The sequence below is a fragment of the Streptomyces sp. Je 1-79 genome, from assembly GCF_025195125.1.
Taxonomy (GTDB): Bacteria; Actinomycetota; Actinomycetes; order Streptomycetales; family Streptomycetaceae; genus Streptomyces.
On record NZ_JAMGSL010000005.1, the window covers coordinates 468,438 to 486,481 of the forward strand.

Sequence of the window (18,044 nt, forward strand, 5' to 3'; positions counted from 1 at the left end):
CATGCGTCACGACAACGGAGGCGATCTCCTCGTCGCCGTCCTGCGCGAACTCGGCATCGACACCGTCTTCGGCATCGTCAGCGTGCACAACCTGCCGCTGGTCGAGGCCGTCGACCGCGAACTGCGGTTCGTCCCCGTACGGCACGAGGCGTCCGCCGTGAACGCGGCGGACGCCTACGGACGGGCACGCGGCTCGATCGGCTGCGCGCTCACCTCGACCGGCACCGGCGCGGGCAACGCCGCCGGATCGCTCATCGAGTCGCTCAGCGCGGGCAGCTCGGTCCTGCACGTCACCGGGCAGGTGGAGAGCCGGTTCCTCGGCAGCGGACGGGGGTTCATCCACGAGACCAAGGACCAGCTCTCCATGCTGACCGCCGTCTCGGCCTACGCCGCGAGCGTGCCCGACACGGGACAGGCGGGACGGATCCTGCGCGAGGCGGCGAACGCGGCGCTCGCCACACCGGGCGGCCCGGCGAGCGTCGAATGGCCGATCGACCTCCAGTACGCGGCCCAGAACGACGCCCCGCGCGCACTCCCCTCGTACCTCCTCCCCGTCCCCACCGACGGTGAACTGGAGTCGGCCGGCGCCCTGCTGGCCTCCGCCCGCCGCCCCGTGATCTGGGCCGGAGGCGGCGCGGTCAGGGCCCGCCGTGAGCTGACCCGGCTCCTGGAGGCGACCGGCGCGGCCCTCGTCACCTCCAACTCCGGACGCGGCGCGATCCCCGAGGACGACGAGCGGGTCATCGGCAACTTCGCCACCACGCCCGCCGTCCGGGCCCTGCTCGCGGACGCGGACGTACTGGTCACCGTCGGCACGCACTTCCGCTCGAACGAGACCGCCGACTACACGCTCCCGCTGCCCGGTGCGCACATCCAGATCGACGCCGACGCGGCCGCGCTCGGCCGGGTCCACCCGGCCACCCACCCCCTCCACGGCGACGCAGGCACCGTGCTCGACGCCCTGCTCCCGTACGCCCGCCGGGCCGAGGACGGCTGGAGCGAGCGCGCCGCCTCCGTACGCGCCGAGGTGCGGGCAGCCCTGCACGACGGCATCGGCCCGCAGGCCGCGATCTGCGACGCCCTGCGGGCCGCGCTGCCCCGCGAGGCGGTCGTCGCCCGCGACGTCACGATCCCGTCGAGCAGCTGGGGCAACCGCCTCCTGGAGATCTACGACCCGCGGGACAACGTCTTTCCGCGCGGCGGCGGCATCGGGCAGGGGCTCGGCATGGGCATCGGCGCCGCGCTCGCCCGCCCCGACTCGCCCACGGTCGTGATCGCCGGTGACGGCGGGCTCGCCGTCCACCTCGGCGAGCTGCTCACGCTCGCCCAGGAACGGCCGCGGCTCACCCTCCTGGTCTTCAACGACGGCGGCTACGGCGTGCTGCGCAACATGCAGGACCGGTACGCCGAGCGCCGCTCCGGCGTCGACCTCACCACCCCCGGCTTCGAGGCGCTGGCGGGCGCCTGCGGGCTGCCGTACCTGCGCATCGCGGCCGAGGAGCACGCGGGACCGGTGATCGCGGAGGCCGTGGCCACCGACGGGCCGGTGCTCGTCGAGGTCGACCTCACGGCCCTCGGACCGATGAAGAACCCCTTCACCCCGCCCGTGCGGATCCCGGGCCAGTAGGCCCTTCCCCCAAGACAGTCAGGAGGAAGCAGACCATGAGCGAGAAGTCGCTGCGGCTGGTCGTCCACCGCATGACGTGGGAGGCGGAAGGCGTCCTCTCCGTCGACCTGGTCCACCCGGACGGAAAGCCGCTGCCCGCGTGGACCCCGGGAGCCCACATCGACGTCCACGTGGGCGGTCACGTCCGGCAGTACAGCCTGTGCGGCGACCCGCGGACGGCCGGCGCCTACCGGATCGGCGTGCTCGACGAGCCCGCGTCCAGGGGCGGTTCACGCCATGTCCACACCGCGCTCCGCCCCGGCCAGCGGATCACCGTCTCCGAGCCGCGCAACCACTTCGCCCTGGAGGACGCCGGAGGCTACGTGTTCGTGGCCGGTGGCATCGGCATCACACCGATCCTCGCCATGGCGAGGGAGGCGGCCCGCCGCGGCGCCCGCTGGCGGCTCGTCTACGGCGGCCGCACCCGGGACTCCATGGCGTTCACCGGCGAACTCGCCGCCCTGGGCGGCGGCGCCCTCACCCTCGTACCCCAGGACGAGGCGGGACACATCGACCTGGACGCGGCGCTGGCAGGACTGGACGAGGACACGCTCGTCTACACCTGCGGCCCCGGGCCGCTGCTCTCCGCCGTCGAGGAGCGCTGCGCACCGGAACGCCTGCGGCTGGAACGGTTCTCCGCCCCAGTGGTCGAGCGCGGGGGAGACGACGAGGGCTTCGAGGTCGAGTGCCGCGCCTCCGGACTGACGCTCGACGTCGGACCGGACACCTCGATCCTGGCCGCCGCCGAGGCCGCGGGCATCGAGGTGCGGAGCTCCTGCCGGGACGGCATCTGCGGTTCCTGCGAGACCCGGGTGATCGACGGCGTACCGGAGCACCGCGACTTCCTCCTGAGCGAGGCCGAGCACGCCGCGAACGCCTCGATGATGATCTGCGTCTCGCGGTGCGCCTCCGGCCGGCTCGTCCTCGACCTCTGACCTCCCTCCGACCCGAACCTCCCCTGGAGTCTCAATGACCGACGCCTGGCCGTACCTGGAGATCCACCAGAGCCGGACGCGCGAGCCGAGCCCGTACGAGTACAAGCTGGCCGCCACGCTCGAAGAGGTCTTCACCAGCGAAGGCCACGAACTGACCGACGTCGTGCGCGGGCTCAACGCCCGCAAGGTCCACGCCCCGGACGGGGAGCCCTGGACCGAGACGTCCTTCCGCGCCGAGATGCACCGACTGGGAGCCTGACCATGACGCTGTCCACGACCGCCTCCGCGGACCACATCTACGCCCACGGCCTGCGCAACCAGTGGCACGCCGTCGTCCCCTCGCACTTCGTCGCCCCCGGCGCGATGCGCAAGGTCACCGCGCTCGGCGAGCAGTGGCTGCTGTTCCGCCGCTCCGACGGCACCCTCGCCATGCTCGCCGACCGCTGCCCGCACCGCGGCGCGCCGCTCTCCCTCGGCAAGCACCTGGGCGACCGGGTGGCCTGCTGGTACCACGGCGTCGAGGTCGAGACGGACGGCACCGTCTCGTCCGTGCCGGGGCTGCCGGGCTGCAACCTGGAGGGCAGGAAGCTGGTCACCTCGCTCCCGGTACGCGAGGTGGCGGGCGCGGTGCTCGCGTACTTCGGTGACGAGGAGCACCCCGAGCCGGCGCCGCTCGAACTCCCCGAGCCGCTGGTCGACCCGGAGACGGACGCCTTCCTCTGCTACGCCGAGTGGAACGTGCCGTGGCGGTACGCGGTGGAGAACCTCCTGGACCCGATGCACGGAGCCTTCCTGCACCACGAGTCCCACACGATGTTCGACGGCGACACCACCGCCAAGTTCCGCATCCGGGAGACCGACCGGGGCTACTTCTTCGAGAAGACGGACCAGCGGGGCGTCAACTTCGACTGGGTGGAGCTGTGCCGCACCGGGGTGGACTGGGTGGACCTCTCCATCCCCTATCCGCCGTCCGCGGGCCCCGGCGGCCCCTTCGGCATCGTCGGCATGGTCTGCCCGGTGGACGCGGGGCGCACCGGCGTCTTCTTCTGGCGCTACCGCAAGGTCCAGGGCTGGCAGCGCGACTCCTGGCGCTTCCTGTACCGGACGCTGATCGAGAAGCGGCACTGGGACGTCCTGGAGCAGGACCGCGTCATGCTGGAGGGCATGCCCGTGGACGCCGACCAGCGGGAGAACCTCTACCAGCACGACCTCGGTGTGGTGCGCCTTCGCCGGCTGTACCGCTCGGGGGCCGATTCCCAGTCGTCGGCCGCGGTCTGACGCCACTTCGGCGACGTCCACGGGCTCTGCGCGTCCGCACCCCTGATGCCCTGCACCAGATGCGAGCATATGGTGCAAAGTGACTGGTTTGATGGCAAAGGAGATGGACATGTCCGAGCTCATCGTGATCGGCTACGACGAGCCTTCCGTGGCGAAGAAGGCCTTCAAGGCGGTGCAGGAGCTCCAGAAGGACCACGTGGTCGACCTCAACGGGCTCGCGGTCGTCACCGTCGACCAGGACGGCGAGACCCATGTCGACACACCGTCCAAGACCGACAAGATGGCCCTCTCCGCCACCGCGGGCGCGCTGTGGGGCATGGTCTTCGGGATCCTCATCCTCACCCCCGGCATCGGCGTGCTGGGCGCCGCCCTGGGGGGACTCATCGGCAAGCTGAACCAGATGGGCGTCGACAAGGACTTCCGCAGCAAGGTCGACGAGCTGCTCAAGCCCGGCTCGGCGGCCGTGGTGATCATGGCCTCGAAGGTCACCGAGGACAAGTTCGCCGCCGCCATGCAGTCCTTCGGCGGAACCGTCCTCAAGACCTCGCTCTCCGACGAGGACGAGCAGGCCCTCGTGGAGCAGCTGGCGGGCGGCGCGTAGCAGCAGCTCGCCGACGGCGCGAGCCACGGCGCGCGACGTCACGGCAAGGGTCGGCACGGGGACTCTCCGTGCCGACCCTTGCCGTACGCGGCCGGCGCGGACGCCGCCGACGGGCTCAGTAGCGGAGGACGGCGGCGATCCCGCCCGTGCCCGACAGCGTCTCGTCGGGGACGAAGCGCACCGCCGCTCCCGTCGCGAGGGCCCGTTCGACGATCTCGTCCACGATGTCGTCCCGCGAGTCGAGGTCGGTGGGGTCGGCGGGTTCGAGGTGGTCGCCGTAGTCACGGACGACCGTCCGGAAGTGCTCCTCCGCGGCCAGCAGGCGGACCCGGCCCTCCTTCGCGGCCGCCCAGACCTCATCGACACCTCCGGCGAACTCGCGCCGGCCCTGTGCGGCGTCCAGCTCGGAGACGACGGCGGCCGTGTCCGACGCCTCCCTCGCCGTGCGCAGCGGCTGGACCGCCTGCCACACCTGCGCGGCCGGCCCCGCGGCAAGGCCGCCGCTCTGGACGGCCGTCGTGTCCGTGGCGAGCTGCCCTAGGTCGTCCAGGAGGGAGAGCGCCGCGGCCTCGCCGAGCAGGTACAGGGGCCGGGGGGAGGAGCTGAGCACGATACGCATCGCCTCGTGCGCCTCGCGCAGGAACTGGCGCGTCTGCTCGTCCCGGAACGTGCTCGGCAGGTCCCCGACGCGCTCCTTGCGCTCCGCGTCGGGGTCCTCCAGGCTCCGCGTCCGCGGAAAGCCGTCCTCGGTGTGCTCGCGGACGTGCTCCGAGTCGCCGCTCCAGAGGGAGACCCGGTCGGCGGCCACCGCCAGCGCCCAGAAGGGCTGCTCGGCGGCCTTGGCGGCGACGAGGTTGCGGGTGAGGAAGGTGTCGGCGACGACGACGCGCTCGGGAACGGTCCGGGCCACGGACCAGACATGGTGTTCCCCGGGAGCCGCGTAGATCACGAGGCCGTCCTCGGCACGGGCGAGATCGATCTCGGAGACGGCCTGCTCCAGCTGACTCAGCACGTCCAGACGCCGCTCACGGGTCACCGCCGGGTCCTTCTCGACCATCTCCCCGGCCCGGGCCACGAGGTTGCGGAGCCGGAGGGGGTCCTGGGCGTTGTCCGGCTCCCGGCGATGGGTCGGCATGACCAGGGACAGAGCCGGATAGGGGCGCGGCTGACGCAGCTTCGTGAGCAGTTCGGTGCTGAGCGCAGGGTGCATGGGAGCAGGCCTTTCAGGGGCGATCGCAGGGGCGAGGGCGGGGCCGCGGCACACGGGCCCCCTGGGGAACCGGCCGATCAGATCGCACGATATGCCCGTATCCGGGTGTCGGCGCGCCGGGGGACCGCGGGCTGCTCCGCAGGCGCGCGAACGCCGCTCGGGGCATCCGTTCGGACCTGTCGGACTGCGCGGCCGGTGGAGCGGTACGACGCTGGAGGCCGAGCTCGGGAAGGAGCGTGACCAGCGTGGCCCGGAACCGCCGTCTGATCCTGTGCCTGCCGTCCGAGGTCTGGCGCCTGCTGTCCGACGGCCGCCGCTACGGGGAGTGGGTGACGGGCACCCAGCAGGTCCTCGCCGCGGACCCGCACTGGCCGGAAGTGGGCGCCCGGCTGAAAGTCCGCGTCGGCGCCGGTCCGTTGACGCTCGACGACACCTGCGTCGTACGGATCTGTGAACCGGAACGACGCCTGGAGCTCGAGGCGAAGGCCGAGCCCTTCGGGGCGGCGCGTATCGCCATGAACCTGATGCCCTGGGGCGAGAACACGCTCTTCACCCTCGACTGGCACCCCCTCCGTGGCCCGGGCACCCGGATGCACGGACTCCCGGTGGACTACATCGTGGCCGTCCGCAACGGCATGATGCTGACGAAACTGGCCCAGATCGCGGTCCGTGAACGCACGGTGAGGCTGTGACCGCGCCGCCCCCGCCGGTGCCGGCGGCTCGCCGTCGGGCCGAGGCCGCCCGGTGGCCGGACCGGCCCGGACCTCCTCCGTCGCGCGGGCCCGGGTCCCGCTCGCCGTCTCACCCGGCGAAGGGGCTGTCGTCGAGCCTCGCGAGCAGGTCGGCGGGGTCCGCGTAGACCTCCGACGCCCCCGCCTCGCGCAGGTCGGCGGCGGGGATGCCGCCGCACAGCACCGCCACGCAGTCCACCCCGGCGCGCGCCCCCGCCTTCATGTCCCAGACGGTGTCGCCGACCATCACCGCCCGCCGCGCCGGGACCCCGGCGAGCTCCAGAGCGTGGTGTACGGGCTCCGGGGCCGGTTTGCCCTCCTGTACGTCGTCCGAACTCGCCGTGGCCGCGATCGCCTCGTCCGCGTCGATCGCCCGCCGCAGCGCCGCCAGCTCGCCGCCGCCCGCGGAGGTGACGAGGACGACCGTCCAGCCACGCCCGGCCACCGCCTTCAGCAGGGCTCCTGCCGAGTCCATGGCGGGCAGCCGGTCGAAGTACGTGCCGTACAGGGTCTTGTGGGCGGCGCCGAGGGCGGAGTCCTGCTCGCGGTCTCGGTCGTCGCCCAGCAGATGGGCGACGAGATCGTCCCCACCGAGCCCGATGGCTCGGTGGATGGCGTGCATGGGCACGTCGTGGCCCGCCTGCCGGAACGCCTCCCACCAGGCTGTCACGTGCAGGTGGTTGGTGTCGGCGAGGGTGCCGTCCACGTCGAACAGGGCTGCTCGGCTCATCCTGGGTCGCCTCCTCGGGTCGAAGCGGCGTCTGCCCCGGACTGCGCGCGGCACTCGGCGGACGGCGTGCGTGACGGCGCCGGGTAGCCGCCAGGCCCACGCGCGCGTGCCGCGGGCGTGCCACCCGTCCTGCCGGGACAGTGGGATCTTTTCGCACCGACGGGGTACGGGGTTATTCGAAGATTCGCTGCCCCCGCAGCGGGACGGAGAGAGGCGATGAACGCGACTCCAGCAACGGCCGACACGACCCCGACCACGCCCACGACCGGTACGGACCACTCCCGGGACGACGCCGCGCTTCCCGCCGACCACACGCAGGCGATCCTGGAGGCCACGAAGCGGGTGGGTGCCCTCCTGAAGGCCACCGGCCACCCCTTCGCGCTGGTCGGCAGCGTCGCCGTCTACGCCCACGGCGTCCCCCTCCCGCTCCAGCACGACACCGACTTCGCCGTACGCCGTGAGGACGCCGAGGACGTGGTGGCCGCGCTGGCCGACCACGACGTCGAGATCGTCAGGCCGCCGGAGGACTGGCTGGTCAAGGCCCGGACGAAGGGCGAGGAGATCGACCTCATCTTCGCGCTCGCCGACCGGCCGGTCACCACCGAGCTCCTCGAACGCGCCGAGTCGCTGCCCGTGGACTCCGTGCACATGCCCGTCCTCGCCCCCACCGACCTCCTCAGCAGCCGGCTGGCGGCGCTGTCCGAGCACCACTGCGACTTCGGGGTCCTGCTCCCGGTCGCCCGTGGGCTGCGGGAACGGGTGGACTGGGAGCGACTGCGCCGGGAGCACCGCGAGGAACCCATGCCGGCCGCCTTCTTCTACCTCCTGGAGCGGCTCGGAGTGATCCCGCGCGAGGGTGACGCGGGGTGACCGGCGGCGACGCGGGTGAGTACCGCATCGCGAGGCTGCGGGAGCGGCTGGCGGGCGGGGACACGGCCGAGCTCGGCGTACGGATCGAGATGCGCGGCGAAGCCGTGCTGCTCTCCGGCACCCTGCCGACGGCGGACCGCCGCGACGAGATCCTGCGGATCGCCGAGGCCGAGCTGGCCGGCATCCCCGTCCTCGCCGACCTCGGCGTCGCGAACGCGGAGCCGCCCCACGGTCACGAGGACCTGCCGTGACGGGCCGGCCCGTGGACCTGAACGCGCCCGTGGAGCCGGCGAGCCCGGTGGACCCGGGCGGGCACGGCGGCGGTCCGGTCGTTCGGGTGGCCGCGGTGGGGGACATCCATCTCGGTCCCGACTCCCACGGCCTCCTGCGCCCCTCGTTCGAGACGCTTCCCGACCGCGCGGACCTCCTGCTCCTCGCGGGCGACCTGACCCGTCACGGGACCGTCGCCGAGGCGGAGGTCGTGGCCGGCGAGGTCCGTGACGTGGGCGTCCCCGTGGTCGCGGTGCTCGGCAACCATGACCACCACTCCGACGAGGAGGCGGAGGTCTCCCGCGTCCTCACGGAGGCCGGTGTCTCCGTCCTGGACGGCACGACGACCGTCCTGACCCTGCACGGACGGCGGATCGGCGTCGCCGGCACGAAAGGATTCTGCGGTGGCTTCGCCGGGCGCAGTGCCGGCGAGTTCGGGGAACGGGAGATGAAGGAGTTCGTGCGCGTCACCCGGCGCAGCGCGGACGGGCTGCGGCGGGCGCTCGGCGAGCTGGCCGCCGACGGCTGCGCGCTCCGGATCGCGCTGACGCACTTCTCGCCCGTTCCGGACACGCTGGCGGGGGAGCCACCCGAGCTCTATCCGTTCCTCGGCAGCTACCTCCTCGCCGAGGCGATGGACGAGGCCGGTGCCGACCTCGCGATCCACGGCCACGCCCATCTCGGCACCGAGCACGGCATGACGGCGGGCGGCATCAGGGTCCGTAACGTCGCCCAGCCCGTCATCGGCAAGGCCTTCGCCCTGTACCACCTGCCGCTCGGCCCCGCCTCCGACGCCGCGTGACCGGCGGTCCGGCCCTCTGCGCGCGACGGACCGTCCTTTGCGCGCGACGGACCGCGCGCAGGTGCGGATCGGCCGAAATGCCATGGTCCGTCCCGTGTGCCTAGGGTGGCAGGAACAGTGCCGGCCCCCGGGCCCATGCCCCACGGCGAGGCCCCCGGGCCCACGTCCCACGGCGAGGCCCCCGGGCCCACGCCCGTACGGCGGAAGGTCAGGACCTTGAGCGCCTCACCCGAAGAGCAGGAACGGGAACAGGACGAACCGCGCGTGGGACCCGAGCCCGGCGCGGAGCCGGAGTTCCACCCCTATCACCACCCGGCCGCCGGGTGGGGCGCGGCCAAGAGCGTGACCCGCTTCATGGCGCGCGAGGGCGCGCTGATGGACGGCCCGCGGGCGATCATGAAGATGAACCACGAGAACACCGGGTTCGACTGCCCCGGCTGCGCCTGGCCCGACGACACCAAGGGTCTGCACCTCGACATCTGCGAGAACGGGATCAAGCACGTCACCTGGGAGATGACCCGCAAACGGGTCGACCGGGAGTTCTTCGCCGCCCACTCGGTCACCGAGCTGTCCGGCTGGAGCGACTACGACCTGGAGAACGAGGGCCGGCTGACCGAGCCCATGGTCTACGACCCCGACACGGACCACTACGTGCCCATCAGCTGGAAGGAGGCCTTCGACCTCGTCGGGCGCACGCTGCGCGCCCTGGACTCCCCGCACCGGGCCGCGTACTACACCTCCGGCCGGCTCGGCAACGAGGCCACCTTCCTCTACCAGCTCATGGCCAGGGAACTCGGCACGAACAACCTGCCCGACTGCTCCAACATGTGCCACGAGGCCAGCGGCCGCGCGCTCCAGGCGGCACTGGGCACCGGGAAGGGGACCGTCGACCTCAAGGACTGGGAGACCACCGACGCCCTGTTCATCATGGGGGTCAACGTGGCCTCCAACGCGCCCCGGATGCTCACCGCGCTGTCGGAGGCGTACCACCGCGGCGCCAAGATCGTGCACATCAACCCCCTGGTCGAGGCGGGCGCGACCCGCGCGATCATCCCGCACGACTTCAAGGACATGGCCACCTTCCACTCGACCCCGACGAGCACCCTCAACCTCCAGCCGCGCATCGGCGGCGACATGGCGCTCGTACGGGGCATGGCCAAGGCGATCCTGGAACAGTCGGCCTCCGACCCGAAGGCGCTGGACCAGGAGTTCATCGACCGCCACACCGCCGGTTTCGACGAGTACCGCGCGCTGTGCGAGGCCACGCCCTGGGACGAGATCGAGAAGCAGTCCGGGGTCGGCCGCGACGACATCCTGGAGGCGGCCCGCGTCTACCGCGAGGCCGACCGCTCCATCGTCAGCTGGTGTCTCGGCGTCACCCAGCACGAGCACGGCGTCGACACCGTACGGGAGATCGTCAACCTCCTGCTGCTGCGCGGCAATCTGGGACGGGAAGGGGCCGGGCCCTCCCCGGTGCGCGGCCACAGCAACGTCCAGGGCAACCGCACCTGCGGCATCGACCACCGCCCCGGCACGGAGTTCCTGGACCGGCTGGCGAAGGTCTGCAAGATCGAGCCGCCGCGCGAGCACGGCCTGGACACGGTACGCACCATCGAGGCCATGCACCGCGGCGAGGTGAAGGTGTTCGTCGGCATGGGCGGCAACTTCGCCCTCGCGGCGCCCGACACCCCGCACACGTACGCGGCACTGCGCGCCTGCGAACTCACCGTCCAGGTCAGCACCAAGCTGAACCGCAGCCACATCGTCCACGGCCGCCAGGCCCTCATCCTCCCCTGCCTCGGCCGGACCGAGAAGGACCATCAGCGCAAGGGCGTCCAGAGCACGTCCGTCGAGGACTCGATGAGCATGGTCCATCTGTCCGTCGGCATGAAGCGCCCCGCCTCCCCGCACCTGCTCTCCGAGCCCGCGATCGTCGCCGGCATGGCCCGCGCGGCACTGCCCGGGAGCGAGACGCCGTGGGAGTGGTACATCGAGGACTACGACCGCATCCGCGACACCATGGCCCAAGCCCTCGACGGCTTCGAGGACTTCAACCGCCGGGTGCGGCTGCCGCTCGGCTTCCGCATCAAGCAGCCCGCGCGCGAACTCGTCTTCCTCACCCCGTCCGGACGCGCCGAGTTCTCCGCCGCCGCACTGCCCGACGTCGTCCCCGCCCCGGGAATGCTGGCGCTCGGAACCATGCGGTCCCACGACCAGTGGAACACCACCATCTACTCCGACAACGACCGCTACCGCGGCATCAAGAACCTGCGCACCCTCGTCTTCATGAACGAGGACGACATGCGCGAACGCGGCATCGCGAAGCTCGACCCGGTCGACATCACCAGCACCGCGGGCGACGGCAGCCGGCGGCACCTCGACGGCTACCTGGCCGTTCCGTACGACATTCCGCGCGGCTGCGCGGCCGGGTACATGCCCGAGATGAACGTGCTGTGCGCCCTCGGCGACTACAGCACGCAGAGCGACCAGCCGATCATGAAGCACGTCAAGGTCACCATCACCCCCGCAGCCTGAATCCCGCGTGTGAGGGGCGCCCTGTCTCAGGATCAGGGCCGGAGCCTGCTGACGCGGTGCGTGCCCGCACTGCGTCCCAGCCCCGGGCCGGATACCCTGACGCCGTACCTTTTGTTGCTGTTCGTGACGTAATGTCTGCCGGGAGTCGCATGGTCACCACGCAGCCCGTCGTCGTACCGCCGCCGAGAGCCGCCGTGTTCCTCGTGGCCTCGCTGAACCCCGGCGGTGAGGCCGCCGTACGGGATGCGCTGGCCGATCTCGCCGGGCTGACCCGCTCCGTGGCCTTCCGCTCGCCGGACGCCGCCCTCACCTGCGTCGCGGGCATCGGCTCGGTGGCGTGGGACCGGCTCGTCGGCGGGCCGCGCCCGCGCGAGCTCCACCCCTTCACGCCCCTGACGGGCCCCCGGCACCGGGCGCCGGCCACCCCGGGCGATCTGCTCTTCCACGTACGCGGCCGCCGCATGGACCTCTGCTTCGAACTGGCCCGGCTCATCGTCGACGCCCTGGGCCCCGCCGTGACCGTCGTCGACGAGGTGCACGGCTTCAAGTACTTCGACCAGCGCGACCTCCTCGGCTTCGTCGACGGCAGCGAGAACCCCGAGGGCGGCCAGGCGGACGACGCCGTGTACGTCACCGACGACGAGCCGCCCTTCCTCGGCGGCAGTTACGTCATCGTGCAGAAGTACGTCCACGACATGGCGGCCTGGCAGTCGCTCACCGTCGAGGAACAGGAACGCGTCATCGGCCGCGCCAAGTCGTCCAACGTCGAACTCCCCGACGGCGTCCAACCGGACGACTCGCACGTCGCGCTCAACACGATCGTCGACGACGACGGCACCGAGCAGAAGATCGTGCGCGAGAACATGGCGTTCGGCGAGGTCGGCCGCGGCGAGTTCGGCACGTATTTCATCGGATACGCCCGGACTCCCGCGGTGACCGAGCAGATGCTGCGCAACATGTTCCTCGGCGACCCGCCGGGCCTCACCGACCGCATCCTCGACTTCTCCACGGCCGTCACCGGCGGCCTCTTCTTCGTCCCCAGCGCCGACCTCCTCGGCGACCTCCCTGCCCCGGCCTCCGGGACCGCCCACCGCGGCGACTCCCTGCGCATCGGCAGCCTCAAAGGAGCCTGAGCGTCATGACGAACCCCGCCGCCACCGACAACCTGCACCGCGAACTCGCCCCGATCACCCCCGCCGCGTGGGCCGAGATCGAGGAGGAGGCGCGCCGTACCTTCCGGCGCCATGTCGCCGGGCGCCGTGTCGTCGACGTCCCCGACCCGGCGGGCCCGGGGCTGGCCGCCGCCGGCACCGGTCACCTCGACGAGATCGACCCGCCCGCCCCCGGTGTCACGGCGCGGCTGCGCGAGGCGCGCCGGCTGGTCGAACTCCGCGTCCCGTTCACCGTGAGCCGGGCCGCCGTGGACGACGTCGAGCGCGGCTCGAACGACTCCGACTGGCAGCCGGTGAAGGACGCGGCACGCGCCATGGCCTTCGCCGAGGACCGGGCCGTCTTCGACGGATACCCGGCGGCAGGCATCGAAGGGCTGCGCTCGCGGTCCTCCAACCCCGAGCTGGGACTGCCAGCCGAGTCGCGCGACTACCCCGACGCGATCAGCCGCGCACTGACGTCGCTGCGGCTCGCGGGCGTCGACGGACCGTACGCGCTCCTGCTCGGCGCCGACGCGTACACGGCGGTCAGCGAGACCTCCGACCACGGCTACCCGATCGCGGCGCACCTCGGCCGGATCCTCGGCGGCGACCCGATCTGGGCGCCCGCCCTGACCGGAGCGTTCGTCCTGTCCACGCGGGGCGGCGACTTCGAACTCCGCCTCGGCCAGGACCTGGCGATCGGCTACACCGCGCACGACGCGAAGGGCATCGAGCTGTACTTCCAGGAGACGCTGACGTTCCTGACGTACACGGACGAGGCGGTCGTCGCCCTGAGGCCGTGACCCGGCCGCTCGTGAAAACGGGGCCCAGGGGTCGTGACCCGGCCGGTCGTGACTAGGGGGCGTTCCCCAGGGAGACGACGACCGCGCTCGTACGCCCGTCCGGAGCCTGGTACGTGACCGTGTCGCCCGCGCGGTGCCCGAGCAGCGCGCGGCCCAGCGGGCTGTCGGCGGTGACCAGGGCCCTGTCCAGCTCCTCGGAGATCTCGCCGACCTGGAGCGTCGCCTCCGACCCGTCCGCGAACCGCACGGTGACGGTGCTGCCCACGCCGACCACGTCCGCGGACGGCGCGCCGGCGACGGACGCCTCGCGGATCCGCCCCTCGATCTCGTCGATACGCCGGTCCAGACGTGCGACGTCCGAGGCGCGCTGGAGCTCGTCGGCCTCGTCAGCCCGGTCACCCACGGGATCCTCGCTCCGCAAGGTCGCGGCCACACCGTCCCGTTCGGCCCGCAGCTCGGCGAGGTCCTTCCGGAGCGCCTTCAGAGCTTCGGCGCTGATGGGCTCGGGTCCACCGGTCATTCCTGCTCCCGTGACGCGCGTACGAATCGGATCCCTCGGCTGCACCTCAATTACCGCATTCGGCGGGGGCCCCGGCAAATCACGGAGCCCGGCGAGGTGGGGCAAGGAGAGGGAAGGAATTGAGGGGGGAGGAAATGCCGGGTCGGAGATCGATGCGCGGATAGCGTTACCGGCCATGACACAGTGGCTGCCGCGGACAGCGGTTCCCCGGCTCGCCGGTTCGGTCGTCGCCGGAGCGGCGATCGGCGCGGCCGTCGGCGGGCTCACCGACGTACCGCTGGGAATCCTCGCCGGCATCGCCCTGGCGGAGACGCTCTTCGTCGTGGCGGGCTGGGTCGTGCTCTGGCCGATGGACGCGGACACCACACGCCGCGACGCCCGGCGCGAGGACTTCCGGCCCCTGACCGACGAGATCATCATCGTCGCGGTCGCCCTGTGCGGACTGGGCAGCACCGTGGTCATCCTCCTGCGCGGCGCCTCCGACACCGGCCACGCCGCTGCCGCGACCGGGCTCAGCGGGGTGTTCATGGCCTGGGCGGCCCTGCACCTGATGTACGCCACGCGGTACGCGTACCTCTACTGCGCGACGTCGAAGGGCGGCATCGACTTCAATTCCGACGAGCCGCCCGCGTACCGGGACTTCCTCTACTTCAGCTACAACCTCGGAATGACCTATCAGGTCTCCGACACCGACGTGTCGAGTGCGCGGATCCGAGCGGTGGTGCTGCGGCACTCCTTGCTGTCCTACGTGTTCGGTACGAGCATTCTGGCGACGGCCGTCAATCTCGTCGTCGGACTCGTCACCGGCTGACGCCGGGCCCGGGAGAGCGGGATTTCCCGGCGAAGAGCCCGTGAAGGGTGGATGAAGAGCGCATGACGAACCCATCCGGAGGAATTCCGGCATGTCCGGGAGCGGGGCCGGCCCGACGGCGCTCCCGGCCCGCGAGGGTCCGGACGCCCGTCCCGGCCGACCCGTCTTCGTGCAGGCGGGCGATGTTTCCGGACGGCGTGGCGGGGCGCTCGGGGCCGTGGGGACTGGGCACGGGCGGTGTGTGAGGGGGCGCGACGAGGCGCGGAGCGAAGAATTCCGTGCACGTTCGACCACACCGTGCTACAGTGAACTCAGTTGCAGTTGTGGTTCCCATAAACTTCAAGTGCCTTTCGCGGATTCGTTTCCGCCAGGCACTTTTTGTATTTTCGGTGCTGTTTCCGGACGGGGCAATCGCGCGGCGACGCCGGGATTCACACAGTGTGGATCCCCGGGTAGTGCCTCGAAGGAGATATGACATGGCTACTGGCACCGTGAAGTGGTTCAACTCGGAAAAGGGCTTCGGCTTCATCGAGCAGGAGGGTGGCGGCCCGGACGTGTTCGCCCACTACTCCAACATCGCGACCTCCGGCTTCCGTGAGCTCCAGGAGGGCCAGAAGGTGACCTTCGACGTCACCCAGGGCCAGAAGGGCCCGCAGGCGGAGAACATCCTCCCCGCCTGAGGCTGAGCCTTCCGACGCAGCTGGGGTCCTCACCCTCGTGGTGAGGGCCCCGGCTCGTCGCATTTTCGGACGAGGTTTCTCCGATGAACGAATTCGCATCCCCGGTCACCCATACCCCGGCCCTCCCCCCGGTCGCCGCGTTCGGCGATCTGGAGCTGCCGGCCGAGGTGCTGGCGCTGCTCACCGAGCTCGGCGTCGACACACCCTTCCCCATCCAGGCCGCCACCCTGCCCAACGCCCTCGCAGGACGCGACGTCCTCGGGCGCGGGCGCACCGGATCGGGAAAGACCCTCGCCTTCGGCATTCCCCTGCTCGTACGCACCGCCGGCCGCCGGGCCGAGGCGCGCAGGCCGCGCGCCCTGATCCTCGTCCCCACACGCGAACTGGCCCAGCAGGTCACCGACGCGCTCACGCCGTATGCCCGCCTCCTGAAGCTGCGCATGCTCACCGTCGTCGGCGGCATGTCGATCGGCAGGCAGGCCACCGCACTGCGCGAAGGCGCCGAGGTCCTCGTCGCGACCCCCGGCCGGCTCAACGACCTCGTCGAGCGCAAGGACTGCCGCCTGGACCGGGTCGACATCACCGTCCTTGACGAGGCCGACCAGATGACCGACATGGGCTTCCTGCCGCAGGTCACCGAGGTGCTCGACCTCGTACGGCCCGACGGCCAGCGCATGCTGTTCTCCGCCACGCTCGACCGCAACGTCGACCAGCTCGTCCAGAGCTACCTCCACGACCCGGTCGTCCACTCGGTCGACCCCACCGCGGCCACCGTCACCACGATGGAGCACCACGTCCTCCAGGTGCACGGCGCGGACAAGTACGCCACCGCCACGGAGATCGCCGCCCGCGACGGGCGCGTGATCATGTTCCTGGACACCAAGGCCTCCGTCGACCGTTTCACCAAGCACCTGCGCGGCAGCGGGGTGCGCGCCGAGGCCCTGCACGGCGGCAAGTCGCAGCCGCTGCGCAACCGCACCCTGGAGCGGTTCAGGAGCGGTGACATCACCGTCCTCGTGGCCACCAACGTGGCCGCGCGCGGCATCCACGTCGACGAGCTGGACCTCGTCGTCAACGTCGACCCGCCCGCCGACCACAAGGACTATCTGCACCGGGGCGGACGCACCGCTCGCGCCGGCGAGTCCGGCAGCGTCGTCACCCTGGTCCTCCCCGACCAGCGCAAGGACGTCGTCCGGCTCATGGGCGAGGCGGGGATCCGCGCCCGCGTGACCCAGGTCCGTTCCGGCGAGGCCGAGTTGAGCCGCCTCACCGGCGCCAAGGCCCCGTCCGGCGTGCCCGTCGACGGTGCCGCGCCGAGCACCGAGGGCCCCAAGCGCGGCGGAGCGATCTTCCGCGGCATCGGCACCGTCCCGGGCAAGCCCGGCCGCGCCAAGAACGAGTCACGGCGCTCCGCCGAGGCCCGTAAGACGGCCGAGGCCCGCCAGGCCGCCCGGATCCGCCGGGGACGCTAGGGGCTCTCGTTCGGATCTTGCCGGGCTCGCGTGCTCCGGCCTGATCCAGACGAATGCTGTGACCGGCAGGTTCCCCACGTGGCGCGGCAGCGCCGCTCACGTTCCCGACGGCCGCGGCTGTTCCGGCGGAACCGAGCTCTCGGCGACCGCCATCCACTGGTCCAGGTCGGCCTGGGTGAACTCGGTCCACGGTGGCATGCCGGGGAGCCGGCGGAGGAGGTCGTAGGCCTCGGGGATCTGGGCTCCGCGGAGGACCGGGCAGTGGCAGCCCGCGATGACCTCGGCGTTCAGGTGTTGGAAGTCGGTGACGACCGTCCCGAACTTCTGGGCGTCCAGCAGGGCCACCCAGGGGGAGACCAGGGTTCCGCCGAAGAACTGGCCGTCGCGGAATTCGTCCGGCGACAGCGCCGCCATGTCGGGCACAGGGGTCGACACGTTCGTGGCGAACGTGTCCACGGCCCACAGGACCTTGGCCTTCGCGTCGAACAGGGCGCGGGTCGTGGGGTTGTCGTACAGGGGTGGTCGCTTGGCGACCAGGGTGCGGTCGCCCGCGTCGATCGTGTCGCCGTCGGTCATGAAGCGGCACCGGTTGATGGGTGTCTCCCACTCCTCGGCCATGCGGCCGATGGAGAACCATGTCGTGAGCAGGGTCGCGTTCGGGCACTCCGCGAGGACCGCCAAGAGGTTGCCGGCGTGGTCGCGGTCGTCGTGGGTGAGGAAGATCCACCGTACGTCCAGAGGATCCACGACGGACCAGGCCGCCTCCAGCCACTGGGAGCGCACTGCGGGCGCCCCGGTGTCCACGAGGACCGGTTCGCTTCCCCGGATCACCATCGAGTTCATCGGGAAGTGGCCGACCGGAGGGGCCTCAAGGGCCCACGGGATGACGAACGTCTCCTCAGCGATCTTGTACGGCTGCAGAAGGTCGAAACTCTCCGTGGTTGTCATCGCTGCTCTCCCTCGGGCGGAGTCGCCGCAG

Annotated in this window: 19 protein-coding genes; 15 read left to right on the forward strand and 4 right to left on the reverse strand. The window is 71.7% G+C overall.

The window, feature by feature from the left end; all coding sequences use genetic code 11:
• The first annotated feature begins 1 nt into the window (after nucleotide 1).
• From M5362_RS12685 to M5362_RS12705, 5 genes are all read left to right on the forward strand, one after another.
• Nucleotides 2-1,627, forward strand: a complete 1,626-nt coding sequence (locus M5362_RS12685) for a thiamine pyrophosphate-binding protein (RefSeq protein WP_260227566.1) — start codon at nucleotides 2-4, stop codon at nucleotides 1,625-1,627.
• 35 nt (nucleotides 1,628-1,662) lie between these two features.
• Complete coding sequence (locus M5362_RS12690) at nucleotides 1,663-2,601, forward strand: PDR/VanB family oxidoreductase (RefSeq protein WP_260227567.1); 939 nt, start codon at nucleotides 1,663-1,665, stop codon at nucleotides 2,599-2,601.
• Nucleotides 2,602-2,635: 34 nt separating this feature from the next.
• A complete protein-coding gene (locus M5362_RS12695; RefSeq protein ID WP_260227568.1) occupies nucleotides 2,636-2,860 on the forward strand; it encodes a recombinase family protein in 225 nt (74 codons plus the stop codon).
• 2 nt (nucleotides 2,861-2,862) lie between these two features.
• Entirely contained in the window at nucleotides 2,863-3,879 is a 1,017-nt protein-coding gene (locus M5362_RS12700) for an aromatic ring-hydroxylating dioxygenase subunit alpha (RefSeq protein WP_260227569.1), read from the forward strand.
• A gap of 109 nt (nucleotides 3,880-3,988) precedes the next feature.
• Nucleotides 3,989-4,480 (forward strand): DUF1269 domain-containing protein, encoded by a 492-nt coding sequence (locus tag M5362_RS12705; RefSeq protein WP_260227570.1) that lies wholly within the window; start codon nucleotides 3,989-3,991, stop codon nucleotides 4,478-4,480.
• Nucleotides 4,481-4,595: 115 nt separating this feature from the next.
• Here M5362_RS12705 and M5362_RS12710 read toward each other — a convergent pair whose 3' ends face one another.
• The gene (locus tag M5362_RS12710) at nucleotides 4,596-5,690 is read right to left on the reverse strand and encodes a chemotaxis protein (RefSeq protein ID WP_260227571.1); all 1,095 of its coding nucleotides are present in this window, start codon (nucleotides 5,688-5,690) and stop codon (nucleotides 4,596-4,598) included.
• A 245-nt stretch (nucleotides 5,691-5,935) separates the two neighbouring features.
• Between M5362_RS12710 and M5362_RS12715 the strand changes: the two genes are divergently transcribed.
• A complete protein-coding gene (locus M5362_RS12715) occupies nucleotides 5,936-6,382 on the forward strand; it encodes an SRPBCC family protein (protein ID WP_260227572.1) in 447 nt (148 codons plus the stop codon).
• A 109-nt stretch (nucleotides 6,383-6,491) separates the two neighbouring features.
• On the opposite strand, the gene M5362_RS12720 is transcribed toward M5362_RS12715, so the two are convergent.
• Complete coding sequence (locus M5362_RS12720) at nucleotides 6,492-7,151, reverse strand: HAD family hydrolase (RefSeq protein ID WP_260227573.1); 660 nt, start codon at nucleotides 7,149-7,151, stop codon at nucleotides 6,492-6,494.
• Nucleotides 7,152-7,367: 216 nt separating this feature from the next.
• Between M5362_RS12720 and M5362_RS12725 the strand changes: the two genes are divergently transcribed.
• From M5362_RS12725 to M5362_RS12750, 6 genes are all read left to right on the forward strand, one after another.
• Complete coding sequence (locus tag M5362_RS12725; protein WP_260227574.1) at nucleotides 7,368-8,021, forward strand: nucleotidyltransferase family protein; 654 nt, start codon at nucleotides 7,368-7,370, stop codon at nucleotides 8,019-8,021.
• On the forward strand, nucleotides 8,018-8,272 hold the full coding sequence (locus M5362_RS12730) for a hypothetical protein (protein WP_260227575.1): 255 nt from the start codon (nucleotides 8,018-8,020) through the stop codon (nucleotides 8,270-8,272). Before M5362_RS12725 ends, M5362_RS12730 begins: the two co-directional genes overlap by 4 nt.
• A gap of 47 nt (nucleotides 8,273-8,319) precedes the next feature.
• Nucleotides 8,320-9,093 carry a metallophosphoesterase gene (locus M5362_RS12735; protein WP_260227645.1) on the forward strand — a complete coding sequence of 258 codons (774 nt, stop codon included), beginning with the start codon at nucleotides 8,320-8,322 and terminating at the stop codon, nucleotides 9,091-9,093.
• A 216-nt stretch (nucleotides 9,094-9,309) separates the two neighbouring features.
• Entirely contained in the window at nucleotides 9,310-11,628 is a 2,319-nt protein-coding gene (locus tag M5362_RS12740; protein WP_261365859.1) for an FdhF/YdeP family oxidoreductase, read from the forward strand.
• A gap of 149 nt (nucleotides 11,629-11,777) precedes the next feature.
• Nucleotides 11,778-12,761, forward strand: coding sequence for a Dyp-type peroxidase (locus M5362_RS12745; protein ID WP_260227576.1), 984 nt, complete (start codon nucleotides 11,778-11,780; stop codon nucleotides 12,759-12,761).
• A 5-nt stretch (nucleotides 12,762-12,766) separates the two neighbouring features.
• The gene (locus M5362_RS12750) at nucleotides 12,767-13,582 is read left to right on the forward strand and encodes a family 1 encapsulin nanocompartment shell protein (protein ID WP_260227577.1); all 816 of its coding nucleotides are present in this window, start codon (nucleotides 12,767-12,769) and stop codon (nucleotides 13,580-13,582) included.
• 52 nt (nucleotides 13,583-13,634) lie between these two features.
• Here the strand turns inward: M5362_RS12750 and M5362_RS12755 are convergent, their stop codons facing one another.
• Nucleotides 13,635-14,102 (reverse strand): GreA/GreB family elongation factor, encoded by a 468-nt coding sequence (locus tag M5362_RS12755; RefSeq protein ID WP_260227578.1) that lies wholly within the window; start codon nucleotides 14,100-14,102, stop codon nucleotides 13,635-13,637.
• Between the two features lie 175 nt (nucleotides 14,103-14,277).
• On the opposite strand from M5362_RS12755, the gene M5362_RS12760 reads away from it, so the two are divergent.
• The 3 genes from M5362_RS12760 (at nucleotide 14,278) to M5362_RS12770 (ending at nucleotide 17,065) form a co-directional block, all read left to right on the forward strand.
• On the forward strand, nucleotides 14,278-14,913 hold the full coding sequence (locus M5362_RS12760; RefSeq protein WP_260227579.1) for a DUF1345 domain-containing protein: 636 nt from the start codon (nucleotides 14,278-14,280) through the stop codon (nucleotides 14,911-14,913).
• A gap of 476 nt (nucleotides 14,914-15,389) precedes the next feature.
• A complete protein-coding gene (locus M5362_RS12765) occupies nucleotides 15,390-15,593 on the forward strand; it encodes a cold-shock protein (protein ID WP_033201600.1) in 204 nt (67 codons plus the stop codon).
• A gap of 83 nt (nucleotides 15,594-15,676) precedes the next feature.
• Nucleotides 15,677-17,065 (forward strand): DEAD/DEAH box helicase, encoded by a 1,389-nt coding sequence (locus M5362_RS12770; protein ID WP_260227580.1) that lies wholly within the window; start codon nucleotides 15,677-15,679, stop codon nucleotides 17,063-17,065.
• A gap of 96 nt (nucleotides 17,066-17,161) precedes the next feature.
• Here the strand turns inward: M5362_RS12770 and M5362_RS12775 are convergent, their stop codons facing one another.
• The gene (locus M5362_RS12775; RefSeq protein ID WP_260227581.1) at nucleotides 17,162-18,013 is read right to left on the reverse strand and encodes an MBL fold metallo-hydrolase; all 852 of its coding nucleotides are present in this window, start codon (nucleotides 18,011-18,013) and stop codon (nucleotides 17,162-17,164) included.
• Between the last annotated feature and the right edge of the window lie 31 nt (nucleotides 18,014-18,044).